This is a genomic window from Arthrobacter sp. C9C5, from assembly GCF_013359735.1.
In the GTDB taxonomy this organism is placed as follows: Bacteria; Actinomycetota; Actinomycetes; order Actinomycetales; family Micrococcaceae; genus Arthrobacter.
The window spans coordinates 31,817-57,564 of record NZ_JABFMX010000010.1 but is presented as its reverse complement, the minus strand read 5'-3'; the positions used below and the strand labels follow the sequence as shown (position 1 = coordinate 57,564).

General features: G+C 70.1%; 24 protein-coding genes and 1 pseudogene. 9 read left to right on the top strand and 16 right to left on the bottom strand.

Features of this window, described 5'->3' with window-relative positions; genetic code table 11:
• Positions 1–115 precede the first annotated feature (115 nt).
• Positions 116–937: an IclR family transcriptional regulator gene (locus HNO80_RS18155; protein WP_175322623.1), complete on the bottom strand. Its 822-nt coding sequence runs from the start codon at positions 935–937 to the stop codon at positions 116–118.
• A gap of 48 nt (positions 938–985) precedes the next feature.
• Between HNO80_RS18155 and HNO80_RS09600 the strand changes: the two genes are divergently transcribed.
• From HNO80_RS09600 to HNO80_RS09590, 3 genes are all read left to right on the top strand, one after another.
• On the top strand, positions 986–2,311 hold the full coding sequence (locus tag HNO80_RS09600; RefSeq protein WP_175322622.1) for an MFS transporter: 1,326 nt from the start codon (positions 986–988) through the stop codon (positions 2,309–2,311).
• Positions 2,304–3,590: an FAD-dependent oxidoreductase gene (locus HNO80_RS09595; protein WP_175322621.1), complete on the top strand. Its 1,287-nt coding sequence runs from the start codon at positions 2,304–2,306 to the stop codon at positions 3,588–3,590. The genes HNO80_RS09600 and HNO80_RS09595 overlap by 8 nt, the downstream gene beginning before the upstream one ends.
• Before the next feature lie 153 nt (positions 3,591–3,743).
• Positions 3,744–4,253: a mycothiol transferase gene (locus HNO80_RS09590; RefSeq protein ID WP_175322620.1), complete on the top strand. Its 510-nt coding sequence runs from the start codon at positions 3,744–3,746 to the stop codon at positions 4,251–4,253.
• On the opposite strand, the gene ggt is transcribed toward HNO80_RS09590, so the two are convergent.
• The 7 genes from ggt to HNO80_RS09555 form a co-directional block, all read right to left on the bottom strand.
• Positions 4,237–6,063 (bottom strand): gamma-glutamyltransferase, encoded by a 1,827-nt coding sequence (gene ggt / locus HNO80_RS09585; protein ID WP_175322619.1) that lies wholly within the window; start codon positions 6,061–6,063, stop codon positions 4,237–4,239. The two genes, HNO80_RS09590 and ggt, sit on opposite strands and share 17 nt — an antisense overlap.
• A gap of 109 nt (positions 6,064–6,172) precedes the next feature.
• Positions 6,173–6,646: an NUDIX hydrolase gene (locus HNO80_RS09580; protein WP_175322618.1), complete on the bottom strand. Its 474-nt coding sequence runs from the start codon at positions 6,644–6,646 to the stop codon at positions 6,173–6,175.
• A gap of 303 nt (positions 6,647–6,949) precedes the next feature.
• The gene (locus HNO80_RS09575; RefSeq protein ID WP_175322617.1) at positions 6,950–7,885 is read right to left on the bottom strand and encodes a hypothetical protein; all 936 of its coding nucleotides are present in this window, start codon (positions 7,883–7,885) and stop codon (positions 6,950–6,952) included.
• 68 nt (positions 7,886–7,953) lie between these two features.
• A complete protein-coding gene (locus HNO80_RS09570; protein ID WP_175322616.1) occupies positions 7,954–8,457 on the bottom strand; it encodes a GNAT family N-acetyltransferase in 504 nt (167 codons plus the stop codon).
• A gap of 155 nt (positions 8,458–8,612) precedes the next feature.
• Positions 8,613–9,653, bottom strand: coding sequence for a class I SAM-dependent methyltransferase (locus HNO80_RS09565; RefSeq protein WP_175322615.1), 1,041 nt, complete (start codon positions 9,651–9,653; stop codon positions 8,613–8,615).
• A 300-nt stretch (positions 9,654–9,953) separates the two neighbouring features.
• Entirely contained in the window at positions 9,954–10,997 is a 1,044-nt protein-coding gene (locus HNO80_RS09560) for an NAD(P)-dependent alcohol dehydrogenase (RefSeq protein ID WP_175322614.1), read from the bottom strand.
• Between the two features lie 323 nt (positions 10,998–11,320).
• The gene (locus tag HNO80_RS09555) at positions 11,321–11,587 is read right to left on the bottom strand and encodes a hypothetical protein (protein ID WP_175322613.1); all 267 of its coding nucleotides are present in this window, start codon (positions 11,585–11,587) and stop codon (positions 11,321–11,323) included.
• A 133-nt stretch (positions 11,588–11,720) separates the two neighbouring features.
• Between HNO80_RS09555 and HNO80_RS09550 the strand changes: the two genes are divergently transcribed.
• Entirely contained in the window at positions 11,721–14,405 is a 2,685-nt protein-coding gene (locus HNO80_RS09550; RefSeq protein ID WP_349627316.1) for an ATP-dependent RNA helicase, read from the top strand.
• Positions 14,406–14,434: 29 nt separating this feature from the next.
• Here HNO80_RS09550 and HNO80_RS09545 read toward each other — a convergent pair whose 3' ends face one another.
• The 5 genes from HNO80_RS09545 to HNO80_RS09525 form a co-directional block, all read right to left on the bottom strand.
• Positions 14,435–14,830, bottom strand: a complete 396-nt coding sequence (locus tag HNO80_RS09545; RefSeq protein ID WP_175322612.1) for a VOC family protein — start codon at positions 14,828–14,830, stop codon at positions 14,435–14,437.
• A gap of 42 nt (positions 14,831–14,872) precedes the next feature.
• Complete coding sequence (locus HNO80_RS09540) at positions 14,873–15,094, bottom strand: hypothetical protein (protein ID WP_175322611.1); 222 nt, start codon at positions 15,092–15,094, stop codon at positions 14,873–14,875.
• Positions 15,095–15,158: 64 nt separating this feature from the next.
• Positions 15,159–16,094, bottom strand: coding sequence for an amidohydrolase family protein (locus tag HNO80_RS09535; RefSeq protein WP_349627315.1), 936 nt, complete (start codon positions 16,092–16,094; stop codon positions 15,159–15,161).
• On the bottom strand, positions 16,091–16,783 hold the full coding sequence (locus HNO80_RS09530) for an alpha/beta hydrolase family protein (protein WP_175322610.1): 693 nt from the start codon (positions 16,781–16,783) through the stop codon (positions 16,091–16,093). Before HNO80_RS09530 ends, HNO80_RS09535 begins: the two co-directional genes overlap by 4 nt.
• On the bottom strand, positions 16,770–17,105 hold the full coding sequence (locus tag HNO80_RS09525) for a hypothetical protein (RefSeq protein ID WP_175322609.1): 336 nt from the start codon (positions 17,103–17,105) through the stop codon (positions 16,770–16,772). The genes HNO80_RS09530 and HNO80_RS09525 overlap by 14 nt, the downstream gene beginning before the upstream one ends.
• Positions 17,106–17,259: 154 nt before the next feature.
• On the opposite strand from HNO80_RS09525, the gene HNO80_RS09520 reads away from it, so the two are divergent.
• From HNO80_RS09520 to ligD, 4 genes and pseudogenes are all read left to right on the top strand, one after another.
• Complete coding sequence (locus tag HNO80_RS09520) at positions 17,260–18,543, top strand: SAM-dependent methyltransferase (RefSeq protein WP_175322608.1); 1,284 nt, start codon at positions 17,260–17,262, stop codon at positions 18,541–18,543.
• Positions 18,543–20,765 (top strand): annotated as a pseudogene (locus HNO80_RS09515) (cation-translocating P-type ATPase); the annotation flags it as partial. The gene HNO80_RS09520 and the pseudogene HNO80_RS09515, both read left to right, overlap by 1 nt.
• 61 nt (positions 20,766–20,826) lie before the next feature.
• Entirely contained in the window at positions 20,827–20,994 is a 168-nt protein-coding gene (locus HNO80_RS18205; RefSeq protein ID WP_502707836.1) for a cation transporting ATPase C-terminal domain-containing protein, read from the top strand.
• Between the two features lie 46 nt (positions 20,995–21,040).
• Positions 21,041–22,063, top strand: coding sequence for a non-homologous end-joining DNA ligase (gene ligD / locus HNO80_RS09510; RefSeq protein WP_175322607.1), 1,023 nt, complete (start codon positions 21,041–21,043; stop codon positions 22,061–22,063).
• Positions 22,064–22,112: 49 nt separating this feature from the next.
• Here the strand turns inward: ligD and HNO80_RS09505 are convergent, their stop codons facing one another.
• The gene (locus tag HNO80_RS09505; protein WP_349627314.1) at positions 22,113–22,577 is read right to left on the bottom strand and encodes a hypothetical protein; all 465 of its coding nucleotides are present in this window, start codon (positions 22,575–22,577) and stop codon (positions 22,113–22,115) included.
• A complete protein-coding gene (locus tag HNO80_RS09500) occupies positions 22,574–23,014 on the bottom strand; it encodes a cupredoxin domain-containing protein (RefSeq protein WP_217500764.1) in 441 nt (146 codons plus the stop codon). The genes HNO80_RS09505 and HNO80_RS09500 overlap by 4 nt, the downstream gene beginning before the upstream one ends.
• Positions 23,015–23,509: 495 nt before the next feature.
• Here HNO80_RS09500 and HNO80_RS09495 point away from each other — a divergent pair, with 495 nt between their 5' ends.
• Entirely contained in the window at positions 23,510–24,367 is an 858-nt protein-coding gene (locus HNO80_RS09495) for an AfsR/SARP family transcriptional regulator (protein WP_349627312.1), read from the top strand.
• Between the two features lie 82 nt (positions 24,368–24,449).
• On the opposite strand, the gene HNO80_RS09490 is transcribed toward HNO80_RS09495, so the two are convergent.
• Complete coding sequence (locus HNO80_RS09490) at positions 24,450–25,739, bottom strand: Y-family DNA polymerase (protein WP_175322605.1); 1,290 nt, start codon at positions 25,737–25,739, stop codon at positions 24,450–24,452.
• Positions 25,740–25,748: the final 9 nt, after the last annotated feature.

Genomic DNA, 25,748 nt, shown 5'->3' with positions numbered 1-25,748 from the left:
GTAGGTCAGAACAGTTCGTTGGCGTAGTTCGACCATACGGAGCCCGCAGTGTGACCTCCAACATATTCTGCCAGTCAGAATTGACGGACGGTCCCCCGGGTGCCGTGCCGGGTGTTTAGTCCGGTTCTGCGGGATTGGCGGCGATGTCGATCTCCAGCTGCCGGCAGGTTTCCCGCAGGGCGGCGACCAGGCCGGCGTCGAACACCCGCCGGAAGCGGGTGGCGGGAGTCGCGACGCTGAGCGCGCCAACGACGTGCCCGTGCCGGTTGTGCAGGGCCATCCCGAGGGCGCTGACCCCTTCCTCGGTGCCTTCGAAATTGGCGGCGAAGCCGTTGCTGCGAATGGACTCCAGTTCGCGCAGGAACGCCGGGTACTCCGCGTCCGCGATGGTGTCCCCGCCAATCTCGGCATTGTTGCTGCGGAAGAGCTGTTCGATCATGGGGGGTTCCAGTTCGGCGAGCATGGCCTTGCCGCCGGACGTCTTGTTGGCCGGCATGACGGTTCCCTGCCGGTCGCCGACCCGCAGGACGTTGTTCCCCTCCACCGTGGCCAGGAAGCGGACTTTCGTGCCCACCCGCACCATCAGGTTCACTGTCTCGTTGAGCTGGGCGGAGAGCAGTTCCATGTGCGGCTGCGCGAGCGTGCGGAGCAGCCTGGTCCACGCCAGCCCGGCCGGCCCGACGCCCATCGCCGGGCCCGGGACGTAGCGGCGGGTTTCATCCTGCACGGCGAAACCCCGGTAAACCAGCATTGCCAGCAGGCGATGGGCGGTGGAAGGGGCGACGCCGAGCTCCGCGGCGGCGTCCTTGAGCCGCAGCGGCCCGCCGTCGCGGAGCAGCTGCAGGAGCTGCAGTGCGTTGTCGACGGCCTCGATGGAATAGGTAGGCCGTTTCTGCACGGGCTTCCGGGCGGAGGGGGATGATGGCTTGTTCTGCACATCAGAATTGTATTGTGGTTCATCTGCGGCGGCTAGGACAGTAGTGGCATGAATCACACATCATCTGTTGCAGCGCCGCAACGGTCCGCGCCGGTGTCTCCCGGCCCCACCGCCGCTGACGGTCCTGCCTCCCGGTTTTCCAAGGCCTCGGCGGCGGCTGTGCTCGTCTGCTGGCTCCTCGTCGTCTTCGACGGCTACGACCTGATCGTCTACGGCACCGTCCAGTACTCCCTGATCTCCGAGACCGGGTGGGGCCTGAGCAAGGCCACCGCGGGCACCATCGGTTCGATGGCCTTCGTCGGCATGATGATCGGCGCGATCTTCGCCGGCCGGATGGCCGATTCCTGGGGCCGCCGCCGAACCATCCTTGGCTGCGCCATCGTCTTCTCGGTCTTCACCATCCTCTGCGCCTTCGCTCCCAGCGCCCCCGTCTTCGGCGCCCTTCGGCTCCTGGCCGGCATCGGCCTCGGCGGGCTGGTGCCCTCGGCCAACGCCCTCGTGGCCGAGCTGGTCCCCACCAAGTGGCGGTCCACCATCGCCACCCTGATGATGTCCGGCGTCCCGATCGGCGGCTCCATCGCGGCCCTCGTCGGAATCCAGCTGATCCCCGCCTTCGGCTGGGAATCCATGTTCCTGGTGGCCGTGCTGGCCCTGCTGGTCGTCGTGCCGCTGGGGCTGAAGTACCTGCCGGAGACCCTCGCCCCGGCTACCTCGGCCGAAAAGGCGGCCCGCAAGGGCCGCACGCTCAAGGAGCCGGCCGGCTTCTCGTCCCTGCTCCGCGCCCCCTACCTGGGGATTAGCATGCTGTTCGCCGTGGCCACGATCGCCACCCTGTTCGCCTGGTACGGGCTGGGCACCTGGCTGCCGAACCTGATGCAGCTGGCCGGCTACAACCTGGGGTCCGCCCTGACCTTCGCCCTCGCCCTCAACCTCGGGGCGGTGGCCGGCTCGGTCCTCACGGCCTGGGCCGGGACCCGCTTCGGTCCGATCCCGACGGCGATCGCCGCGGCCGCCGTCGCCGCCGGCGCCCTCGTTGTCCTGGTCACCGGACCGTCCGTCACCGTCGTCTACCTCATGCTCGTCCTCGCCGGCGTCGGAACCCACGGCACGCAGTGCCTGATCATCGCCGCCGTCGCGAGCCACTACCCCGGACACCTGCGCGGCACCGCGCTGGGCTGGGCGCTGGGGACGGGCCGCATCGGCGCCGTCGCCGCACCCCAGATCGGCGGCCTCCTGCTGGCCGCCGGGCTGGGCGTCAATTCCAATTTCCTCGCCTTCGCCGGCGCAGCCGCCATTGCCGCGGTCCTGCTGGTCGTCGTCGGCCTCAAACTCAAATCCAAAATCTCGATCCCGCAAGGAGCAAGCAATGTCTGAGCACGCCCCGTCCACCAGTTTCCTGTCCACCGACGGCCCGTCCACCGACGTCCTGGTCATCGGAGGGGGAATGGCCGGACTGGCCGGAGCCCTCGCGCTGCGTGAAAACGGCGCCAACGTCACCCTCGTGGAGCGGGCCCCCGAATTCGGCGAGGTCGGCGCCGGGCTGCAGATGGCCCCCAACGCCTCCCGCGTCCTGAAGCGCTGGGGCCTGCTGGAAAAGGCGCTGGAAATCGGTGTCCAGCCCAAGCACCTGGTGTTCCGCGACGCCGTCACAGGCGAGGAGCTCACCCGCCAGACCCTCGGCGGGGAATTCGCGGAGCGCTATGGTGCACCCTACGTCGTGATTCACCGCAGCGACCTGCACCGGGTCCTGCTCGAAGGCTGCGAAGCCGCCGGCGTCAAGCTCGTCAACGACGTCATGGTGGAGAGCGTTGAAACCGTCAACGGCCGCGGCGTGGCCCACACCGCCGCCGGAGTGGATTACGAGGCCGACGTCGTGATCGGCGCCGACGGACTCCGGTCCACCCTGCGCCCGCTCGTGAGCAACGACGAGCCCGTGTCCTCGGCCTACGTGGCCTACCGCGGCACCGTCCCGATCACCGAAAACACCCCCAAGGCCGACCTCGAGGATGTCATTGTCTACCTCGGACCGGACTGCCACCTGGTGCAGTACCCGCTGCGCAAGGGCGAGCTGCTGAACACCGTGGCCGTCTTCAAGTCGCCCTCCTTCGAGCGCGGCGAAGAGCAGTACGGCGGCGTGGACGAGCTCGAGGCCGCGTACAAGGACTGCGTCCCGGCCGTCCAGGAAGCGCTGAAGAATCTGGCCACCGGCATCCGCTGGCCCATGTACGACCGCGACCCGATCGAGAACTGGGTCGCCGGCCGGATGGTACTGATGGGCGACGCTGCGCACCCGATGCTCCAGTACCTCGCCCAGGGTGCCTGCCAGGCGCTCGAGGATGCTGCCGCGCTGCAGGACGCCACCGTGGGCACGGTCTTCACCGACGACGGCGTGAATCCGGAAGCCTGGGACGGCGCGCTCAAGGAGTTCAACAACCTCCGCGCCGGCCGCACGGCCCGGGTCCAGCGCACCGCCCGCGTCTGGGGCGAATCCTGGCACGTCTCCGGACTGGCCCGGACGCTGCGCAACCTGCTCTTCAAGAGCCGGAAGGACAACGATTTCCAGTACAACGACTGGCTGTACGGCCAGGACGGCGACGGCGTGCCCGCGGTCCGCGAGCCCCTTGTCCGCCTGACGGACCGTATTTCCGCCTAGGCCGGCCAGCCCCGGCTGATCTCCCCACAACCAGCCGGTTGCTCTATCACTTATGGTCCCTCTGCAACGCCCAGAACAACCAAAAGTGATAGCGCAACCGGTTGCGGCCGTGCCAGCATGGGGCGCAGCGACTATGCACCGGGAGGCACTGTAATGAAAGCCAACGAACTGCTGCTCGACGGGTTCGGCAGGATCCACGAGATCGTGACCGCAACCCTCGAAGACATAGACCCGGATCTGCTTGTCCGGCGGGTGGCGGACCAGGCAAACCCGATTGCGTGGCTGGTCTGGCACCTCAGCCGCGGGGAGGATGCCCAGGTCGCCCCGGCCGCCGGCGTGGAGCAGGTGTGGACGTCCCAGGGGTTCGCCGGACGGTTTGGTCTTTCGCTGCCCGTCCAGGACACCGGCTACGGTCACACATCCGACCAGGTCGACGCGGTACAGGCCACGCCTGAGTTGCTGCTCGCCTATTACGACGCCGTCCACCGGCAGACCGTTGGGTTCCTGGAATCCCTCAGCGACGAGGAGCTCGACCGCGTCGTCGACACCCGCTGGAAGCCGCCGGTCACGCTCGGGGTGCGGCTGGTCAGCATTCTCGCCGATTGCCTCCAGCACGCGGGACAGGCCGCGTACGTGAAAGGCGCCGTTACCGCGACCGGTTGAGCACCATCGCCGAACCGCCGCCGCGCCGGACCGGCTCGGCCGCCGCGACCAGGCGCCCGCCCGGACCGAACTCGATCGCGGTTGCCGCGCCGATCTCCGCCGCCGAGGTGAACGCATCCCCGGACGGTGTGAACTCATGGCCGAACGGAGCCAGCTCGCTGCCGTACGCGGCGATGAACGACGGCTCGGCCGTGACCTTGGCCGTGTTCCGCTGTGCCGCGCGCGGTGCCGCAATCGCCTCGGAAATCGTCATGCCCAGGTCCACCCGGTTCAGGATGGTCTGCAGAACCGTCGTGATGATGGTCGATCCGCCGGGGGAGCCCAGGGCGAGGAAGGGGTCCCCGTCCTTGAGGATGATGGTCGGTGCCATCGAGGAGCGGGGACGCTTGCCCGGCTCGATCCGGTTCGGATCCTTGGGGTCGTACACGGTGGAGAAGTCGGTCATTTCATTGTTGAGCAGGAACCCGCGGCCGGGCACCACCATGCCGGATCCGCCGGTCTGCTCGATCGTGAGGGTGTACTCCGCCACGTTGCCCCACTTGTCCGCGACCGTCAGATTCGTCGTCGAGATGTTCTCGGTGTCCTTCTCGTCGGCGGGTGCCACTGCGGCAGTCGGGCACACGCCGTCGTACGCTGACACATTTCCCGGTGCCACCGGCTTGGCCGCGGCGTGCTGCGGGTCGATCTGGCAGGCGCGTTCCTTGCCGAAGAGCGGGTCGGTGAGAGCGGCCGTGGGCACATTGACCTGCGCCGGGTCGCCCACGTACTTGCCGCGGTCGGCGAACGCCAGGGCGCTGGCTTCCAGGTAGTGGTGCAAGGCGCCGGCCCGGGACATCCCGGAGAGCGTGGACGGGGCCAGGATGTTCAACGCCTCGCCGACCGTGGTGCCCCCGCTGCTGGAGGGCGCCATACCGTAGACGTCCAGGCCGCGGTAGTCCACGTGGGTGGGATCCTGGTCCAGCGCACGGTAGGCGGCGAGATCCGCCGTCGTCATGAATCCGGCCGGGACGGGCAGCGTGGTGCCGGCAGCCTTCGCCGGAGCCTGGACGGTGGCCGCGATTTCCGTTGCGAGCGGCCCGCTGTAGAAACCGCGCGTGCCCTGCTTCGCGAGGAGCCGGTACGTGGCGGCCAGGTCGTGGTTCTGGAAAATGCTCCCGACGGCGGGAGCGTCGCCGCCGGGGAGGTAGAGGCTGCTGGTCGCGGGGAACGCAGCGAAGCGGGCCTTGTTGTCGAGGGTCTGCTGCCGGAACGTTCCGTCCACCACGAATCCTCGGGTGGCTACCTTGATGGCCGGCTTGAGGGCCTCGCCGAGGTCGAGGCTTCCCCAGCGCTTGAGTGCCCGTTCCCAGGTGGCGGGGGTGCCGGGGACGCCCACGGCGACGCCGCTGGTGACGAGCTCGGGGGTGAAGCGGTAGGGCTGGCCCGTTGCCGGGTCGATGAACGCATCGTGCGGCATCCCGGCCGGCGCAGTTTCGCGTCCGTCGACCGTGCCGACCATGCCGGTCTTTGCGTCGTAGTAGACGAAGTAGCCGCCGCCGCCGATCCCGGCGCTGTAAGGCTCGGTCACGCCCAGGGTCGCGGCCGCGGCGACGGCGGCGTCTGCCGCGTTGCCGCCCTTGTGGAGCACCTCGATCGCAGCGGCCGAGGCTTCCGGGTCCACCGTGCTCACCGCGCCGCCGTAGCCGGTGGCGGTGGCTGTCTTCTCGGTTTCGCGCGGATCCGCGGATGCGGGGCTGGCGACGGCGGCGCCCGCCACGCTCAGGGCCAGTGCCGCGGTGACGGCGGACAGTCGACGTCCTACATGTTGCATGGCTGCTCCCGGGCTAGCGTCGTGTGAGCTGACAGTTTCTGTCACACTACCCGCGCCCTTTGTGACATTCAATGCAGCATCTTGTCACACTGGTGAATCGCCGCCGCGGCTAGCCTGCCTCGCGCAGGTGCGCCAGGAGCGCTTCCAGGACCGGAAGCTGGCCGCGCACCAGCTTCGTGCGGGCCTCGGACTCGCTGAACCACGCGGCGTCGTCGATCTCCGGGTAGCTGCGGACGATGCCGGATCCTTTCGGCCATTCCAGCGAGAAGGTGTTGCTCTCGATCCGCTCCGGCCGGAAGTCACATTCGGCGGCGAAGACGGTGACGATCTTGCCCGAGCCCTGCCGGAAGCTGCCCAGCGGGAAGTAGTCGACGTCGGGCGGGGCGGTGCCGATTTCCTCGGCAAACTCGCGGCGCGCGGCCGCCAGGGCGTCTTCGTCTTCGGCGTATTCACCCTTGGGGATGGACCAGGCCGCGGCATCCTTCCGCGCCCAGAACGGCCCGCCCATGTGGCCGATCCAGACTTCCAGCTGTGACTGCGGACCCCGCCGGAACAGCAGCAGGCCGGCGCTCCGAACGCTCATGCGGCCTCCGGCCCTTCGTCCCCGCAGTTTCTTCGCCGAGGCGTCCGCGTGGAAGGTTTTACCAGTTCTGTGGATCGTTCATGCGGCAGCCCTGGCTGCTGCACTGCCTCGCGCTGACCTGCCAGTCCGGCTGGCGCGCCGCCACGGGACGTACGTCTTTCCAGATCGGAACCACCCGTGAACCGCACGCCGGGCAGGGTGGCTCCATATGAGCGCGTCGTTGCGCCTTGTTCATGCTTCCCCCAAAAAACTTCGATGCCTACAGGGAAATTTAGCCATAATTCCATCGAAGTTACAAACACCCTAGGAGCGCTCGGCCCAGTCCAGGACCCGCAGGGCGCGCAGGGTGTTCCAGCGGCTCGGGCGGCCGTCACCCTCGTCCAGCGGGAAGTGGATCCGCCCCGGATGGCTGTTCTCCAGGTGCCAGGTCCCGTCGGGCTGCCGCTTGGACCGCGCCAGCGCCAGGGCTTCCCCGGTCCGCCCGTCCGGAGCAGCCCCGGCGGCCCGGAAGTAGTCCAGGCCGCGGAGCACGTCGTAGTGCCAACGGACCGGGTGGGAGAACTGCAACCACGCCGGGTCGATCAGCTCGCCCGTGCTCTTGCGGCGGAGGAGGCCGCGTTCGAGCAGGTATTCCTCGCCGCGCTGCCGCGCTGCGGTGACCTCGGGAGTGCCGCCGGTTGCGTGCCCGTATTCCAGCAGCCCCTCGAGGACGTTGATGGTGGTGTCGAACGAGGAACGCGTGGACCCCCGTTCCGCCTCACAGTTCCAGCCGCCGTCGTCGAGCTGTTCTTCAAGCAGCCGCGCCACGATGCCGTCGACGTTCTCGCCGAAGTAGGCCCCGAGCGCGGCGGCCATCCCGTTGATGCAGGGCTCCACTTCGCCCTCGAAGAACGGCTGGCCGGCTTCCTCCCAGCGGCTGTTCTGCCGGACGCGCGCGACGGCGTTGCGCGCTGCCTCGCTGCCGGGGTCGAGCCCGAACTCGCGGAGCAGCAGCAGAGTGTAGGTCGTGGCGGTCCAAGGCTGGCCGGGCTCGGATTCGTCGAACGGCGCCGGGAAGTACGTGCCGCCGTCCCACTGCCCGTCGTCACCCTGCAGCCCGAGCAGGCGGGCGCCCCACCCCTGCGCAGCGACGCGGGCCCGCTCGGCGGAGAGTTCGTCCTCGTCGGTGTCCGTGAGGTGGCGCAGGACCTGCCAGCGGATGGCGGGGTCGGAATCGAGCAGCCAGTCGAGGACGTTCATCCGGACAAGCTAGCACCACCGCCATCCGGCGGGGAAGGAACCCGGCGGGAAGGAAACCGGCGGGGACCTCAGTCGCCGTCGTCGGTGGACAGCCGGCGGAAATCCCTGGACAGGTAGAGCGCCAGCGCCGCCGAATTTCCGCTGTCCACCGTGACCGCCACCCGGTTGCGGCCCAGGGTGTGCAGCACGTGCAGGCAGTGGCCCAGCAGTTCCTCCGCCAGACCCTGCCGGCGATGGTCGGGGTGGGTGAACAGTTCGGCGATCTCGCTGTCCCAGTCGCCCTCGCTGCCCGGGGCCGGCTCGGTGACGATGATGGCGGCGGCAAGTTGCCCGTCGGGGGCTGCTTTGACCGCGGACGCTTCCGGAACGTGCCGGCCGTGGGCTCCGTCGAGCAGGGCGTCGATCCAGCCGACCGCGCGGTCCTTGGGTTGCGGCAGGCTGTCCGCATAGGAGTCCCGGTACATGACGGAGAGCTCAGGGAGGTCGGCGGCCTGGATCGGCCTTATTGCGGCGCCCGGGTGGGCGCCATCGCGTGGACCGGTGACTGCGGTCAGGATGATTAGGGGATTCACAGCAACCCTGCTCTCTCTTACGACCTCTTACAACGCGACACCTTCGGGAGTCCCTTCCAGCTTGCACCCGCATTATTGCGGCGGCGTTTCCGGATGGTGATATCCAGACGTCCGGAAGGCCTGGGATAAGTGAACAGTTCATTGCCGGCCGGGGGTCACCCTGCCTGGCCGACGACGGCGGTGACGAAACCGGCCGCCGCGCACCGCCGTCGGGTCTCTTTGCCGAAATTTCGGTGTTCCTCCACGGCCAGGCCGAAGGGCCGGAGGAATTCCACGGCACGATCCCGTGCCGGGGGAGTGTTGTCGATTCCGAAGTCGAGGGGTTCGCCTGCAAAGGCTGTGGCGGCACGGGCGTAGCGCATGTAGGGCGAGCGGGACGCAAGGGTCTGGGCGGCGAAATAGTCGAAGCTGACCACGCTGCCGGGAGCCGCGCCGGCAATCCGGCCGAGTGTCGACTCGACGGAACCGCGGTCCAGGTACATGGTGACAGCTTCCCAGAGGAAGAATGCCGGCCGGTCCGGATCGAAACCGGCGGCCACGAGCTTGTTCCACCAATCCTCCGCCCGAAGGTCGGCAGCCACGTAGCTTGCCTGCTGCGTTGGCAGCCCCGCCCGGTTCAGCATGCCGAGCTTGAGGGCCTGGGTGCGGGGCTTGTCCACCTCGAAGCAGCGCACGTGCTCGGCTCCGGCGAGCCGGAAGGCGCGCGTGTCGAAGCCCGCGCCGAGGATGACCAGCTGGTCGACGCCGGGAAGATGCCGTCGGAGGGCAGCATCGAAGAAGCTTGTCCGCGCGGAGTCCTGATGGCTCAACGGAGCCTCACCCTCGTAGGGGTACCGGTAGACCCGGGGAACATAGCCGGTCGCCCGGTGGCCGGCGATCGTCGGGCAGGCCACCAAACCGAAGCCGGTCCGGGACACATTGGGCATGACCATCATGAGCCGGCTGGCCGGCTCGTCGGCCCTGGTGCCGAGCCGGTGCTGCATGAAGCGCGTATAGAGCGAGGCCAGCAGGGTGGCCGAGACCCCCGTCCGCCGGCTGTACAGGAGGAGCCGGGGCAGTGCCCACAGATAGCCGGCGGCCCCGACAGGGAGGAGCGCCAGCTGGATCAGGCGGAAGAGGGCCGCCGCCGCGGGCCCCTGGATCGGTCCCCCAGGCGGGGCCGGTTGCAGGCCGTCGTGCGTTCCGCGACGGACCATCAGACGTACATGCCGGCTAGTGCGCCGCGGAGTCTCTCAAACTTGCCGAGCTGGATCATGGCAGGCCTCCCTGGTGTGCCCGACATCCTCCTCCCACGGGCCCTAACCGGCAAGGGGTGGCGGGCCGGGCTTCCGGAGAGTGCGGGCTGAACCGCTGCCGAGGCGGGGGATTCCGCGGGGAACTCCGTGGTGGTTTCCGCGGCGGAAACGGTCCGGTGATACGGAAACGGTCCGGCGCTACGGGAATCCCCGTAGTGCCGGACCGTTTGCGCGTGGTTCGTCCGGAACCGCTCCGCGGAACTAGACCAGGGTCGCGGTGTCGATCACGAAGCGGTAGCGCACGTCGGAAGCCAGCACGCGCTCGTAGGCCTCGTTGATCTTCTCCGCCGGGATGACCTCGATCTCGGCGCCGAGGTGGTGTTCGGCGCAGAAGTCCAGCATTTCCTGGGTCTGGCGGATGCCGCCGATCATCGAGCCGGCGAAGGAGCGCCGGCCGCCAATCAGGGCGAACGCGTTGACCGGCAGCGGCTCGGCCGGGGCGCCCACGTTGACCATGGTGCCGTCGAGGCGCAGCAGCTGCAGGTAGGAGCTGATGTCGATCGAGGCGCTCACGGTGTTGATGATCAGGTCAAAGGTGCCTGCGAGCTCGGTGAAGGTATTCTCGTCGCTCGTGGCGAAGTAGTGGTCCGCGCCGAGGCGCAAGCCGTCTTCCTGCTTCTTGAGCGACTGCGAGAGGACCGTGACCTCGGCGCCCATGGCGTGGGCGATCTTGACGGCCATGTGTCCGAGCCCGCCGAGCCCGACGACGGCGACCTTCTTGCCGGGGCCGGCGTTCCAGTGGCGCAGCGGCGAGTAGGTGGTGATGCCGGCGCACAGCAGGGGTGCGGCGACGTCGAGCTCGATGCCCTCGGGGATCCGCACCACGAAGTCTTCGGTCACGACGACGTGGGTGGAATAGCCGCCCTGGGTGATGGTGCCGTCGCGGTCCACGGCGCCGTAGGTGCCGGTGTTGCCCTTGAGGCAGTACTGTTCCTCGCCGGCCTGGCAGTTGGCGCACTCGCCGCAGGAGTTCACCATGCAGCCGACGCCGACGCGGTCACCGACGGCGTGCTTGGTGACGGCCGAGCCGACCTCGGTCACGATGCCGGCGATCTCGTGGCCGGGAGCGAGCGGGTAGGACTGCGGTCCCCAGTCGCCGCGGACCGTGTGGATGTCCGAATGGCAGATGCCGGCGAACTTGATCTCGATCAGGACGTCGTGCGGGCCAACGTCGCGGCGCTCGATGGTGGTGGGGACGAGGTCCTCGGTGGCGGACGGGGCAGCGTAAGCGTTTACGGTAAGCATTCTTCTCCAGTAAGAGTCGGTTCGAAAGTCGCGGTCGTGGGGGAGAGGGTTAGGTTTCAAGGGGCAGGGGCGCCTCGGAACCTTCGGCCCACGATGGCGCGGTGGCAGGACGGCATGCCGTCCCGGGCCACAGTATGAGCCAACACCTTGCCGGGTTGGATTGTTCCGAAGCGGGAGACCTTTTTTCGGGGCCGCCTTTCGCCGCCGGACCCGGTGAGTGCCCCAGCGGCGAGGCGCGGGCTCATGGTTCCATTCAAGTGCCTGCGGCGGCGGGGGAGTCCCTACTGGTACAGGTACTGGCAGGGACTCCCTCCCCGGCACTGCTAGCCGGCCATGCCGGGGTGGACGCGTACGAATTCGATCTTGTTGCCCGGATCGACTCTCTTTTTGGGCGCCCGGGAAAAGCCCTTGGCGTCCAAGTGGTTCTGGGCGCGGTATTCGGCGAGTGCGTCGTCGTAGGCCTCGTTCAGCTGCCGGCCGGTGACTTCTTCGGTGGAGCCGTCGGCGAAGGTGATGGTGATGGGCGTGCTGGCGGGGAAGTGCCGGTTCATCCGGATGAAGCCCTCGGCGTCCTGCTGGAGATTAATCAATGGGGTGCCACCTTTGTTATTGAGAAGTCCCAGTCTTCCGTAGTTTTCACTCCCTCCGCGCCGCATCTTGCGCGTTGAAGCGATGCCGGGCGGGCAGGACCGGCCGGCAGGATCGGCGGGGGACAATGGAGGCGTGACTCCAACGCCCACCGCCCCCAACCCGGCGGACACGCCCTTCGACCTTGGCTCCATCGGAACCGGTCTGGTCTTTGCCGGTTCCTTGGGTAAGCTCGCGGAGGTCCTGCAGGCGGGATCCCCGGCGGGTGCCGCGGTGGTGGAGGCGCCCCCGGGTACGGGTAAGACCACCTTGGTGCCCCCGCTGCTGGCCAACCTTGCCCACGGCGCCGGCGGGCACGCCCCGCGCATCGTGGTGACCCAGCCGCGCCGCGTCGCCGCGCGTTCCGCGGCCCGGCGCCTCGCCGCGCTGGACGGCAGTCCGCTGGGCGGGCGGGTCGGCTATACCGTCCGCGGCGACCGGCAGGCCGGGCCCGGCACCCGGATCGAGTTCGTCACTCCCGGCATCCTGCTGCGCCGCCTCCTCGCCGATCCCGGGCTGGAGGGCACCGATGCGGTGGTGCTCGATGAAGTCCACGAACGGGGACTGGAGACCGACCTGCTCCTCGGCATGCTCGCCGAGGTCCGCCAGCTGCGCGGGGACCTCACGCTCGTCGCCATGTCAGCCACCCTCGACGCGCCGCGCTTCGCCGCCCTGCTGGGGGACACGACGCCGCTGTCGGGCACACCGCCGGAGGGGCGCGGCGCAGGGTCCGGCGGGCACGACGGCGGCGGCGCGGCTCCCGTCGTCGGCTGTCCTTCCGCGCTGTACCCGCTCGAGGTCCAATGGGCGCCCGCGGCGGCCGCCCGCCTGGACGCCCGGGGCGTGACGCGCGTGTTCCTGGACCATGTGGCGGACACGGCCGCGGACGCCCACGCCGCAGCGCTCGCCGCCGGAGAGGACATCGATGCCCTGGTCTTCGTCCCGGGTGCGCGGGAGGTCACCCACGTCGCCGCCCGGCTGCGCGGCCGGGTGACGGCAGAGGTGCTGGAGCTGCACGGCCAGGTCGGCCCGGCCATGCAGGACCGGGCCGTATCCGGCCGCAGCCCCGGCGAACCCGCCCGGATCATCGTCTCCACCGCGCTCGCCGAGTCCTCCCTGACGGTGCCGGGGGTCCGCCTGGTGGTCGATTCCGGCCTCTCCCGCGAACCGCGGCGGGACGCGGGGCGCGGCATGACGGGCCTGGTGACCGTGTCCTGCTCCCGGGCCTCCGCCGAACAGCGCGCCGGCCGGGCCGCCCGGCTGGGCCCCGGACGCGTGGTCCGCTGTTATGACCAGAAAAGCTACGGAGCCGCCCCGGCCCATCAGACTCCGGAGATTGCCGTCGCCGACCTGACGGGCGCGGCCCTGGTGCTGGCCTGCTGGGGCTCGCCGGGCGGCCGCGGGCTGGCACTCCCGGACGCCCCGCCCAGGGCTGCGATGGACGAGGCCGTTGAAGTGCTGCGCGAACTGGGGGCGGTGGGACCCGGGGGCCTGGCCACGGAGCTCGGCAAGACGCTGGCCCGGATCCCGGCGGATCCGCGGCTGGCCCGCGCCCTGCTGGACGGTGCCTCCGCCGTGGGGCACCGCACCGCGGCGGAGGCCGTCGCCGTCGTCGCCGGCGGACAACGCGCCCCCGGCGCCGACCTGCCCGGACTGCTGAGCGCCCTGCGCTCAGGCAAGGACCCGGGGTCCCGCCGCTGGGCGGACGACGTCCGGCGGATGGAGTCCATTGCCCGCCAGCCGCAGTCCGGCAGCGTGGCGTCGCAGCCGTCGGCGCCCGCAGCCGGCGCGGACGGCACCGGATTCGTCGTCGCCCTCGCGTTCCCGGACCGGGTGGCGCGCCGGGTCCCGGGACCGGGGGAGCGCTATTTGCTGTCCTCCGGGACCCGGGCCGGGCTCCCGGGCGGCAGCCGCCTGGCCAGCCACGAGTGGCTCGCCGTTGCGGAGGTTTCGCGCGCCGACGGGCGGGACGCGGCCGGAACCGGGGCGGTCATCCGGTCAGCCGCCCCGCTGACGGCGGAGGCCGCGGAGGCTGCCGCGCGGCATTTGCTCAGCGACACGGTGGAAGCAGGATTCGGCCAGGGCCGGGTCACCGCACGCCGGGAACGCCGCCTTGGCGCGATCGTGCTCTCCTCGACGCCGGTGCGTCCGTCCGCGGAGGAAGGCCGCGCCGCGGTGGCCCGCGCCCTGGCGCAGGCGGGGCTGCCGACGATCGGCTGGTCGGCGGCGGCGGACGCCCTGCGCCGGCGGCTGGCCCTGCTGCACCGCGAACTCGGCGAACCCTGGCCGGATATGTCCGAGCCCGCCCTGCTGGCCCGGCTGGACGAGTGGCTGGCGCCGGAGCTCGAGGCCCTGGCCGCCGGTGCCGCAACGAGCGGCATCGGCCTGGCTGAACCGCTGCGGCGGCTGCTGCCTTGGCCCGAAGCGGGCCGGCTGGGAGAGCTGGCTCCGGAGACGCTGGAGGTACCCAGCGGCTCGCGGGTGCGGATCGATTACCCCGAGGTGGATGACGACGGCGGCCGGCCGGTGGTCGCGGTCAAGCTGCAGGAGTGCTTCGGCTGGGATCAGACGCCGCGGCTGGTGGATGGCCGCGTGCCGGTGCTGTTCCACCTGCTCTCGCCCGCCAGGCGGCCGCTCGCGGTGACCGACGATCTGGCATCCTTCTGGTCCGGGCCCTACGCGCAGGTCCGGGCGGAGATGCGCGGCCGCTACCCGAAGCATCCCTGGCCGGAGGATCCCTGGACGGCGCCCGCGACGGCCAGGGTCAAAAGCAGGATGTGACGGCCGGAGGGCCGAACGCCGCAGCTCCGTCAGGTCCCGGAATGGCCGGGTTCATACGTCCCCGCGCTCCACTCCTGTCCTTGCGGGTCGAGCACCCGCGCACGCCTGGCGCCCCACTCCGTGCTTTCGGGCTCGATCACGCTGGTTGCCCCGGAGGCAATGGCATTCCGGTAAAAGCGGTCGACGTCGTCGACGAGCAGGTAGAGGCCTTGGCCCGTCGACTGTCCCTGCAGGGCAGGCCGCTGGTAGCCGGCGTCATCGCTCGCGACCATCAGCACGGCCTCGCCGAGGCGGACTTCCGCGTGGACGACCCGGCCCGCGGGCCCGTCCTCGCGACGGATGACTTCAAACCCGACCCGCTCCATCCAGTCGAGCGCGGCGGGGGCGTCCTGGTAGCTGAGGTAGGCGAAGAGCTTGGTGATCATGAGCGGATGGTATTACCGGGATGCTGCTGGTGGGTACCCCTGCTACCCGGCCTCGGCGCCCTCCCAGGAAACGTGGACCCAGCGCTGGCCCTCGCCGTCCCAGGATTCCGAATGGCCCAGCAGGGCCAGGTCCTGGAAGCTGACCTCGATCCCGTCGCGCTGAAGCTCGTCGCGGAGTTCGTGGGTGGCCTCACGGACCGCTGTTACTACTGCCTCGGGATTGTCGGATTCGACGCGCCGGGACGCTTCATATGGTTTGCTCATGGGCACCATCATTCAGCCTCGGAGCCGTTATGGGAACCACCGCCAGCAACCGGAACACCTGGGCTCAGGTGCCGATCAGCCGTTCGCCGTTGGCCCAGCAGACTGCCCGCAGCCAGTCGTCGTCGAGCCGTGGCTCCTTGTAGCGGAGCCGTTCGAGCGCCTCAAGCTGGTGCGCGTAGGGGTACGGGATATTCGGGAAGTCGCTGCCGAGCACGATCCGGTCCGTAAATTCCGCGAGCCTCGGCAGCAGCCTGGCCGGGAACGGGGCCACCTCTTCGAAGAAGTCGGTAAACGCCATCGTGGTGTCGAGGTGGACGCGCGGGAACTTTTCGGCCAGGGCCAGGAACTCCCCGTATTCCGGCGTGCCCAGATGCGCGACGACGGCGGTGAGCCCGGGATGCCGGCGCAGCACGCCCTCAAGCTTGTCCGGGCCGGTGAACCCGGCCCTCGGTACCGGGCCGCTGCCCACATGCACCACCACGGGAACGGCCGCGTCAGCGAGGAGTCCCCATACCGGGTCCAGGACCGGCTCGCGCAGGTCGAAACCGCCCACCTGGGCGTGGATCTTGAAGACGCGCGCGCCGCGGTGGAGGGCCGACTCGACCTGCCCCAGCACGCCGTCCTCCGGGTAGAACGTGGCGCTGGGCACGCAGTCCGGCTCGGCCGCGGCGAGGTCCAGGGCAAAGTCCGTGAGGTCTGCCGCCATTCCGGGCCGGTGCGCGTAGGCGAGTGCGGTGAAGCGGCGGACCCCCAGCTGCCGGAGCCGAGCCAGCCTGCTGTCCTGGTCCGTGCGGTAGGTGATTGGCCAGGGCCTGCCCACCAGCGGTCCGGCCTCATCGAAATGCGCCCAGACCCGCCGCAGCATCCGCTCGGGGAGGAAATGCGTGTGGATGTCGATCAGCCCCGGCAACCCCAGCCGCTGCCACCAGGCCGGGACGTCGCCGTCGCCCAGTGCTCCCGGCCGGCCGGTGCGGGTCCCCGGCACCTCCGCCTCTTTCACCGTGCGCCCTCGCCGGCCCGGCCTTCGCTGTGCAGCCGGATGAACTCCGCCACGGCCGCCGCGAGGCCGGCCCCGATCTCTTCCGGCGCCCGCTTCGCCCCGGCCACGGCGAAGGAATGGTCCCCGCCCTCACGCCACTGCAGCGTCGCGGCCGGGCCGATGCGCTCCACCACGGACTCCAGCAGCCCGCGGGTGGCGAAGGTGTCCCTGGTGCCCTGGAGGAACAGCATCGGCAGGGTGAGCCCGTAGAGGTGCCCGTCACGCAACTTCTCCGGTTTGCCCGGTGGATGCAGCGGATAGCCGAGGTACACCAGACCCGCGGCCGGCATGCCCTCCGCGACCGCCATCGACGCCATCCGGCCGCCGAAGGACTTCCCGGCGGCCCAGAGCGGTTCGCCCTCGGAACGGGCAGCGGCCGCGTCCATCGCCGCCCGCCAGGCCGCGATGGCCACCGGCGGCCGGTCCGGGAACTTCCGGCCCGCCTCGCGGTACGGGAAGTTGAACCGCAGCGTGGCGACGCCGTCGTCGTTCAAGGCCGCGGTGAAACCCCGAAGGAACGGGTGCTCCATCCCGGCGCCTGCGCCGTGGGCGAGAACAACAGTCGCGGCGGGGCTCGCCGGCCGGGCGTAAACACCGGAAACTGCCGTGCCGTCGACGTCGATGGTCAGCGGGAGTTCAGCGGCGGCCATGCAGGAGTCCCCGCAGCGTTAGACCAACAGCGCAGACCACCGGGGCCAGGCCGAGCAGCACCGCGACCGGGTTGGGCCGGAACACGACGCAGCCACCCCGGCTGCGGGCATAGACGCCAAGGGGCAGGACGAAGCCGCCGCCCCCGCCGCCGGACCCCGCCGGGGCGTCCTCGGAGGCCGGGGCGCTCCCGCCGCCGAACCCGAACGACACCAGCGCCACGGGGATGAGTTCCTCGCCGTCGAGCTGCACGGGAGCGCCGTACGCGCGGGACACCCCCACGTTCTTGAACGCGTCCACGAGGGACGAAAATGCCTCAGCCATGTCAGCCACCCTAATCACCGGCTGCGGCGAGCACCAGAGCGGCCCGCCGACCGTTGCCGAAGCGCGCGTTTCCGGGACGTCCGGCCCCTGTTCCGGCGTCCCGGTTGCCAATAGATTGGGGCTGGGGCAAGCCACCGGCTGAGAGGAAAGAACCATGTCGACCACTGCTGGAGCCGCGTCGCGGCTGGCCGCAGCGCTGGCCATTGTGCTCGGTACCCAGGACATCCCGCTCCGGCTGCGCGCCTGGGACGGCTCGGAAGCCGGACCGGAGGGCGCCCCGCTGCTGGTGTTCCACTCACGCCGGGCGCTGCGGCGGATCCTCTTCTCGCCCGGCCAGCTCGGCCTGAGCCGGGCCTACGTCGCCGGCGAGATTGAGGCACCCGGTGACATTTTTGCCAGTTTCGCCGCGCTCAGTTCGGCAGGCAAGTTCGCCGAGCCCGGGCCGTTCCGGCGGCCCACCGTCCGGGAACTGGGGATCCTGGCCGCGGCGGCGGTGCGGCTCGGCGCGCTGGGGCCCAACCCCGCTCCGCCCCCCGAGGAGGCCCGCGTGGCGCGCAAGGGCCGGCGGCACTCCCGGAAGCGCGACGCCGCCGCCATCTCGCACCACTACGACGTCGGCAACAGCTTCTACGCCCTCGTGCTCGGCCCGTCCCTGGTTTACTCCTGCGCGGTCTGGGACACCCCCGGGACGGGCCTGGACGCGGCGCAGGAAGCGAAACTTGACCTGGTCTGCCGCAAGCTCGGGCTCCGCCCCGGCATGCGGGTGCTGGATGTTGGCTGCGGCTGGGGCAGCTTCGCCATCCACGCCGCCGAACGCTACGGGGCCGACGTCGTCGGGGTCACCCTGTCCGCCGAGCAGGCGGAGCTGGCGCGGAAGCGGGTGGCGGAAGCGGGGCTGACGGACCGGGTGGACATCCGGATCCAGGACTACCGCGATGTGGCGGACGGCCCCTTCGACGCGATCAGCTCCATCGGCATGTCCGAGCATGTGGGCCGCGAACAGATGGGCCTCTACGTCTCCCGGCTGTACGGGCTGCTGCGTCCCGGCGGCCGGCTGTTGAACCACGCCATTTCCTGGAATGCCGGACCGACCGACCCGGATCCGAATTCCTTCATCCCGCGCTACGTCTTCCCGGACGGGGAGATGCTCAGCCTGGCGGAGATGATCGGAGCCCTGGAGGGCGGCGGCCTGGAAGTGCTCGACGTCGAGGCGCTGCGCCAGCACTACGCGCTGACCCTGCGGGCGTGGGTGCAGAACCTGGAACGCCACTGGGACGAGGCCGTGCGGGCCAGCAGCCCGGGCCGGGCCCGGGTCTGGCGGCTCTACATGGCCGCCAGTGCGCTGGGATTCGAGGCCGGAACCACCGGGGTGAACCAGGTCCTGGTGCAGCGCGCCGGCGGCGCCGAACCCCCGCTGCGCCGGACCGCCTGGCTCTGATGAAGCCGGCACCCGCCGCCGTCGCGGAGGGGCTCTCCGCGGCGGAGGCAGCCCGGCGGCTGGCGGCCGAGGGGCCGAACGAGCTTCCGACGGCGAAGCCGCGCAACCTCCTGCAGCAGAGCTGGGCCGTGATCCGCCAACCCATGCTGCTCCTGCTGCTGGTCGCCGGGACCGTGAACTTCCTGCTGGCCGAACTGCTTGACGGCGTGCTGCTGATGTCCTTCGTCGTCGTGGTGATCGGCATTTCCATCTACCAGGAGCGCAAGACCGAGAACGCCCTCGCAGCCCTCCGGGACCTGTCCTCCCCGCGCGCGCTCGTGGTCCGCGACGGGGACCAGATTCGCATCCCCGGGCGCGAGGTGGTGCGCGGGGACCTCGCCGTGCTCGCCGAAGGGGACCGGGTGCCGGCCGACGCGGTGCTGCTGGAGGCCCGTAACTTCGCGGCGGACGAATCCGCCCTGACCGGGGAGTCGGTCCCGGTCCGCAAGGTACCGGACGCGGCCCTTGCCGCGGCGGAGGCGATGGGCCGGCCGGGCGGGGACGCGACGCCCTGGATCTTCTCCGGCACCCTGGTGGTGAAGGGCCACGGTCTGGCGCTGGTCAAGGCGACGGGGGCGGGCACGGAACTGGGCCGGATCGGCTCGGCCCTGCGCTCCATCGAACAGGAACCGACCCCGCTGCAACGGGAGATTGACCGGCTGGTCCGGTACGTGGCCGTGTTCGGCCTGGCGGCCGCCGCCGTCGTCGTGGTGGTGTACGGGCTGACCCGGGGGAACTGGCTGGAGGGACTGCTGGCCGGCATCGCGACCGCGATGGCGATGCTGCCCGAGGAGTTCCCGGTGGTGCTGACCGTGTTCCTGGCCCTCGGTGCGTGGCGGATGTCGCAAAAGCACGTGCTGACCCGGCGCTCGCCGGTGATCGAAGCCCTGGGTGCGGCGACCGTCATCTGTGTGGACAAGACCGGCACCCTGACCCTGAACAGCATGACCGTGCGCCGACTGGTGGTCGGCGCCCGGAGCTTCACCGTCGACGACCGGCCGCTGCCGGAGGCCTTCCACACGATCGCGGAGTTTGGCGTGCTCGCCTCCCCGGTGGATCCCTTCGATCCGATGGACAAGGCGTTCAAAGCGGTGGGCGCGAAGTACCTCGGCGACACCGAGCACCTGCACGCCGACTGGGAACTGGTGAGGGAGTACCCGCTCTCCGAAAGCCTGCTGGCCCTCTCGCACGTCTGGCGCGCCCCCGACGGAAGCCGCTACGTCGTGGCCGCCAAGGGCGCCCCGGAAGCGATTGCCAGGCTGTGCCGCCTGAACCCGGCCCAGCTCGCGGTCCTGACCGCCGAAGTGGAGGCAGCCACCGCCGGCGGCCAACGGGTCCTCGCCGTGGCGCGCGCCGAGTTCGACCGGGCCGGGAGCCTGCCGGAATTCCAGCGCGATTTCGACTTCGAGTACCTCGGCCTCGTGGGCCTGCACGACCCGTTGCGGCCCGGCGCGGCCGACGCCGTCGCGGCCTGCGCGCGGGCGGGGGTCCGGACCGTGATGATCACGGGGGACTATCCCGGAACGGCTTTGGCGATCGCCCGCGAGATCGGCCTGGACCACGGCGCGGGCGTCATCACGGGCCCCCAGCTTGAGGCCATCGCCGACGATGAGCTGGCCCGGCGCATCCGGACCGTCAGCGTGTTCGCACGGATGGTGCCGGAGCAGAAACTCCGGCTGATCCGCGCCCTCAAGGTCAACGGCGAGGTCGTCGGCATGACTGGCGACGGCGTCAACGACGCTCCGGCCCTGCGCGCGGCGGACATTGGTATCGCGATGGGCGCGCGCGGCACCGATGTGGCCCGCGAATCCGCCGACCTGGTCATCACCGACGACGATTTCAGTTCCATCGCGGGCGGCATCCGCCAGGGCCGCGGCATCTTCGACAACCTGCGCAAGGCCCTGGCGTACACCATCGCCGTCCACGTCCCGATCGTCGGCATGTCCCTGCTGCCGGTCTTCGTCAGCGAGTGGCCGCTGGTGCTGCTGCCGGTCCAGATCGCGTTCCTGGAACTCATCATCGACCCGGCGTGCTCCGTGGTCTTCGAAGCCGAGGAGATCGACCCGGCGATCATGGACCAGCCGCCGCGCAAGGCCGGCCAGGGCATCTTCGGCCGCCGGGTCCTGGTCATCGCCGCCTGCCAGGGGCTCGCCGTGCTGGCGGCCGTCGTCGGCGTCTACCTCTGGAGCATCAGCAGCGGGAAGGCGGACGTTCCGCGAGCGCCGGAACCGGACGTTGAAATGGGTGGTCGGCGGTGCGGCCCTGTTCCTGGTGGTGCTGCTGAGCGTCCCGGGGCTGCGCGGCGCCTTCGACCTGGGGCCGCTGGCGCCGGGGGACTGGCTGCTGGCGCTCGTGGCCGGAGCCGCCGGAGTGGTCTGGTTCGAAATCTACAAGACCGTCCGCCGGCCCTGACGCTGCCTCCTTTCCTCGGACAGCGCCCCGGGGTAGCTTGATCCTCATGGCGCGGGAAGAAACCACGGTCTCCGTTGCGGGACCCGACGGCAGCAGGGAAGTCAGGATCTCCAGTCCCGGCAGGCTGCTGTGGCCCGAAGCGGGCCTGAGCAAGCTGGACCTGGCCCACTACATGGTCGCCGTCGGGGACGCCTTCCTGGCCGCCAACGGCGGCCGCCCCATCACGCTGCAGCGGTTCTCCGGCGATGTCGACGGCGAGCAGTTCTTCTCGAAGAACCCGCCCAAGGGTGCCCCGGACTTCGTGCGGGCCGTGGACGTGGTCTATCCGAGCGGCCGGTCGCATCCCCAGCTGGTAATCGACGAGATAGCCGCCGCGGTGTGGGCGGTGCAGATGAACACGGTGGTCTTCCACCCGTGGGCCTCGCGGGCTGCGAACCCGGACAACCCGGACCAGCTGCGGATCGACCTTGACCCGCAGCCGGGCACCAGCTTCCGCGACGCTGTGCCGGCGGCCCAGGAGCTGCGCAAGGTGCTGGCCGAAGCGGGGCTGACAGCCTTCATCAAGACTTCCGGCAACCGCGGGCTCCACGTCTTCGCACCGATCGAGCCCGCGCATGAGTTCCTCGAGGTGCGGCACGCCGTCATCGCGGCCGCGCGCGAACTTGAGCGCCGGATGCCGGAGCAGGTCACCACCGCGTGGTGGAAGGAGGAGCGCGGCACGCGGGTGTTCGTCGACTTCAACCAGGCCAACCGTGACCGCACGATGGCCGGGGCCTACAGCCCGCGCGCGCTGCCCGCCGCCACCGTATCCTGCCCGCTGGAGTGGGATGAGCTGGACGGCGCGGACCCCAAGGACTTCACCGTCGCCACCGTTCCCGGCCGGCTCAAGGCCACCGGGGATCCCTGGGCAGACATGCATTCGCGCCCCGGCTCCATCGAGGCCCTGCTCGGGTGGTGGGAACGGGACCTGGCCGCGGGCCTCGGCGAACTTCCCTTCCCGCCGGACTTCCCGAAAATGCCCGGCGAACCGCCGCGGGTGCAGCCCAGCCGGGCCCGGAGCAAGGACTAGGGCGGGGTCACCTCGCCCCCATGCCAACAACGCACTCTGCAGTTCGGGGTCAGGCAGGGCGGCGGCCGACCGCCGGGCCGGCCGGCGAGCGTTGCCCGGCGCGCCGGGTCCAAGCCAGGCCGATGCCGGCCAGCACAACTCCGGCACCCTCCGCAATGGCGCTGACCGTCTTCTCGAAGTACCAGACGGGTTCGTACATGGCCGGAAACGGGCCGAACGCGGGCAGGTCCACGTAGCGGTAGAAGACGACGGCCGCGAAGGCGCTCAACGCCACGAGCAAGGCGAAAGCGTAGGCGGTCCTGCTGCCGCGCACTAACACGGCCAGCGCGGCGAGCGCCGCCGCCGCGGATTCGAGCAGGAAGAGGGTCCCCTGGCCGATACCCTGCGGGGACCCGGCCTGGTAGCCGGGAGCAAGATGGAGGTGGACCCCGGCGTCGATCAGCAGGGCCACAGCCGTCAGCGACCGCAGGGCCAGGCTACGTCCCCGTGCGCCACTGCGGACCGGGACGTTCACTTGACCGTCAGCGTTCCGTGCATGCCGGGGTGGAAGGTGCAGTGATAGGCGTACGTTCCCGGCTTTGACGGCGCGGTGAAGGTGGCGGTGCCGCCGCTGCCCTTGACGTCGACGTCGAACGCGGAGCCGTCGTCCGCGGTGACGGTGTGCTCGGCGCTGTCCATGTTCGTCACGGTGACTTGCGCCCCGGCGGCGACCACCAGCGGCGTGCCGTACGCAAAGTCGCGCACGGTGATCGTCGCCGTCGAACTCGTCGCCGTCGACGTCGCCGTCGCCGAACTGCCGGGCGGCCCGCCGGAGGCTCCGGAGCCCATCTGCATGCCCTCCGTCGCGGATGCGCTCGCCGGAGCCGTGGTCCCGCCTCCCGGGGCGCATCCCGCGGCACCCAGCAGGACCGCTGCCAGCAGCAGCGTGACGCGAGCATTCCCGGTGTTCATGGCGCACCCTCTTAGACCTTGACGCGGCTGGGGAAGTGAAGTTGCCTGCTTCAATTCTGCTCCCGTTACGGGCACATGGCGCCGGTGCGCCGGCGGGGTCTTCAGCCGAAAATCCCGGGCGCCCCGAAGGGGCCCGTGAACCGAACGGTGGCCCGGTGCGAAAGACCCGGGTGAGGTTGCAGGGCTACTTGGCGGAGCCCTGCTTCCCCCGGGAGCTACTCGGCCAGGATGCCGGCTACGTGTATTTCCTCGGTGGTGCGTACTCGACGCACGGATGCCCCTACCCGACTCTTGGCATCCCGAAAATCGGGTAGTTTCCTACGCTTGCTGCCTCGGAGCCACCGTGTCACGGTGGCTCCGGGAGGCGGCATGTCTTTGACCAACGCGATTGCAACGGGGCCCGGGGAATCGGAGAACATCATGCACAACTTGCCGGCAGCAGCACCAGCCATATCGGTGCAACTTTTTGGATCACTGGAAGTCCGACGTGAGGGTGTGGCACTCACGGCCGCGGATCTGGGCGGGTGCAAGCCGCGGCACATTCTGGAAATTCTCCTGCTGAACCTGGGCACGCCGATCTCCAAGACCCGGCTGATCGAAATCCTCTGGGGGCCAAGTGCCAGCGACGGGGCAGTGGCCACGCTGGAGAGCTATGTCAGCGGCATCCGCCGGGCAATCCAGCCGGGACAGACCAAGACGGGACCGCTCCGGACCGCCAACAGCGGATACGTGCTCGACCCCGGCCTCGTGGACCTGGACCTCTCGCGCTTCCGCCGCCTGCTCAGCGCAGCGGACCTTGCCGCGCCGGCCAGGGCCTATCGGTTCCTGGTCGAAGCGCTGGAACTTTCCGCCGAGCCTCTCCTCGGCTTCGAACTCGTCGCCGACTGGGCTGACGAGGCCCGTACCCGTCACGCCGCCGAACGCGTGGCGGCCATGATCTCCGCCGCCGAGGTGGCAACGCTCCTGGGCCGTCACGACGACGGGATCCGATGGGCGCAGTCGGCCGTCCGGCTGGAGCCGCTGAATGAACGGGCCTGGATGGGCCTGGTGACGGCATATGAACTCGCGGGTCTCCCGGTCGAGGGCCTGTCCGCCTATGACCGTTGCCGCCGACTCTTCAGCCGCGACCTGGCCTGCTTGCCGGGACCGGCCCTGCAGGCGGCGCACCTCAGGCTGCTGCGGCGGCGTGCGGAGGCAGATACGGGGCTCTCCGAAGTGCTGGCGGCCCTCCTGTTGCTTTGGGACCGGCTGCACGTGGCGGGACCGCAGAGTCCGGCGGTCGATGACCGGCTCGGTGAGAACGCCGGACGGATCCTTGATTCCTTCCTTCAGCGGGTCCGGACCACGGCCTGACCGATCAGGGTGGCACTCCGCGGGGGAGTCCGGGCGGCATGGCGTGCTCCCGTGCTCCGGTCCGGCCTTCGTGCCGGCGCCGTCAGGCGGCCTTGACCACGGGGAGTTCGTCCCAGTGGGTTGTGTAGCGCGGGGAGAGCATGTCGCGCTTCATGGTCCAGTCGGGGCCGGCGCGGATTCCGGCGTGGCCCAGACCGATGGAGCCCCGGCCGTACTTCCGGCTGACTTCCTCCAGCAACGGGCCGATGCCGCGCTCCTCATGCGCGTTCTCGAACACGGCCAGCGGGGCCTGGTTGGCTGTCGGGCGCAGGTCGGTGACCATGACGCCGGCCCGCGCATACTTGACGCCGTCGTCGATCCGGGGGAGCAGGGCGTAGGCCGCCCTGGCCAGCAGCACCGGGTCGGCGGTGGGCATCGGCAGCGAAACGCACACCGAGGGATGCGAGCTGTCCCGGGGATTGTAGTGGGATGTGGCGGCGAAAGCAGTAAGGACTTTGGCCTGTAGGCCGTGCCGGGCGAGCCGGGCGCTGGCCTGCTGCGCGTAGATCCCGAGGACCTGGCGCATCGCGGCCGGTGTGCTGATCGGAGTGGCGAAGGACCGGCTGAAGATCAGCTGGTCGCGGCCGATGCGTTCCTCTTCGAGCGGGATGCAGGGCGTGCCCCGCAGTTCCAGGACCGTGCGCATCAGCACCACCGAGAAACGGTCCCTGATCCGGACCGGGTCCGCCCTGGCCAGGTCAAGCACGGTATGGATCCCCAGCCCGTTCAGCCGTTTGGTCAGGCGCGTGGAGACGCCCCAGAGCTCAATCACGGACAGGCCGGCCATGAGCAGTTCCTGCCGGTCGGCGGGAACGGAATCCCAGTGGCAGACGCCGTCGAACGTCGGGTTGTGTTTGGCCCACTTGTTGGCCAGTTTCGCCAGGGTCTTGGTGGCGGCGATGCCGACGCACACGGGAACGCCGACGTTCCGCCGGACCGCCGTCTTCATGGCTTGCCCCAGCCGCAGCAGCTCTTCCGGGCTTCCGCGCACGCCCAGGAAGGCCTCGTCAATGCTGTAGACCTCCAGCCAGGCTGAGTACCGGCCCAGGAGTTCCATCACCCGCGCGCTGATGTCCCCATAGAGCTCGTAATTGCTGGATCTGGCCACGAGCCCCCACTCCCTGGCCCGCGCGGCGAGTTTGAACCACGGTTCGCCGAGCGGGATGCCCAGGGCCTTTGCCTCGGGCGAGCGGGTGACGGCGCAGCCGTCGTTGTTGGACAGCACCACCACCGGCCGGCCCTCCAGTGAGGGATCAAACGCGCGTTCGGCGCTGGCATAGAAGCAGTTCACGTCCACCAGGGCAATACTGCCGCTGGCCCGGGGCTCAGACATGGGGCTCAT

Coding starts and splice junctions, on each gene's coding strand:
- HNO80_RS09600 (WP_175322622.1), top strand. CDS start 986: ATGAATCACACATCATCTGTTGCAGCGCCGCAACGGTCCGCGCCGGTG.
- ligD (WP_175322607.1), top strand. CDS start 21,041: ATGGCGCGGGAAGAAACCACGGTCTCCGTTGCGGGACCCGACGGCAGC.
- ggt (WP_175322619.1), bottom strand. CDS start 6,063: ATGCAACATGTAGGACGTCGACTGTCCGCCGTCACCGCGGCACTGGCC.
- HNO80_RS09500 (WP_217500764.1), bottom strand. CDS start 23,014: ATGAACACCGGGAATGCTCGCGTCACGCTGCTGCTGGCAGCGGTCCTG.
- HNO80_RS09580 (WP_175322618.1), bottom strand. CDS start 6,646: ATGAGCGTTCGGAGCGCCGGCCTGCTGCTGTTCCGGCGGGGTCCGCAG.
- HNO80_RS09525 (WP_175322609.1), bottom strand. CDS start 17,105: ATGGCTGAGGCATTTTCGTCCCTCGTGGACGCGTTCAAGAACGTGGGG.
- HNO80_RS09595 (WP_175322621.1), top strand. CDS start 2,304: ATGTCTGAGCACGCCCCGTCCACCAGTTTCCTGTCCACCGACGGCCCG.
- HNO80_RS09560 (WP_175322614.1), bottom strand. CDS start 10,997: ATGCTTACCGTAAACGCTTACGCTGCCCCGTCCGCCACCGAGGACCTC.
- HNO80_RS09490 (WP_175322605.1), bottom strand. CDS start 25,739: ATGTCTGAGCCCCGGGCCAGCGGCAGTATTGCCCTGGTGGACGTGAAC.
- HNO80_RS09575 (WP_175322617.1), bottom strand. CDS start 7,885: ATGAACGTCCTCGACTGGCTGCTCGATTCCGACCCCGCCATCCGCTGG.
- HNO80_RS09520 (WP_175322608.1), top strand. CDS start 17,260: ATGTCGACCACTGCTGGAGCCGCGTCGCGGCTGGCCGCAGCGCTGGCC.
- HNO80_RS09545 (WP_175322612.1), bottom strand. CDS start 14,830: ATGATCACCAAGCTCTTCGCCTACCTCAGCTACCAGGACGCCCCCGCC.
- HNO80_RS09540 (WP_175322611.1), bottom strand. CDS start 15,094: ATGAGCAAACCATATGAAGCGTCCCGGCGCGTCGAATCCGACAATCCC.
- HNO80_RS09530 (WP_175322610.1), bottom strand. CDS start 16,783: ATGGCCGCCGCTGAACTCCCGCTGACCATCGACGTCGACGGCACGGCA.
- HNO80_RS09590 (WP_175322620.1), top strand. CDS start 3,744: ATGAAAGCCAACGAACTGCTGCTCGACGGGTTCGGCAGGATCCACGAG.
- HNO80_RS09565 (WP_175322615.1), bottom strand. CDS start 9,653: ATGGTCCGTCGCGGAACGCACGACGGCCTGCAACCGGCCCCGCCTGGG.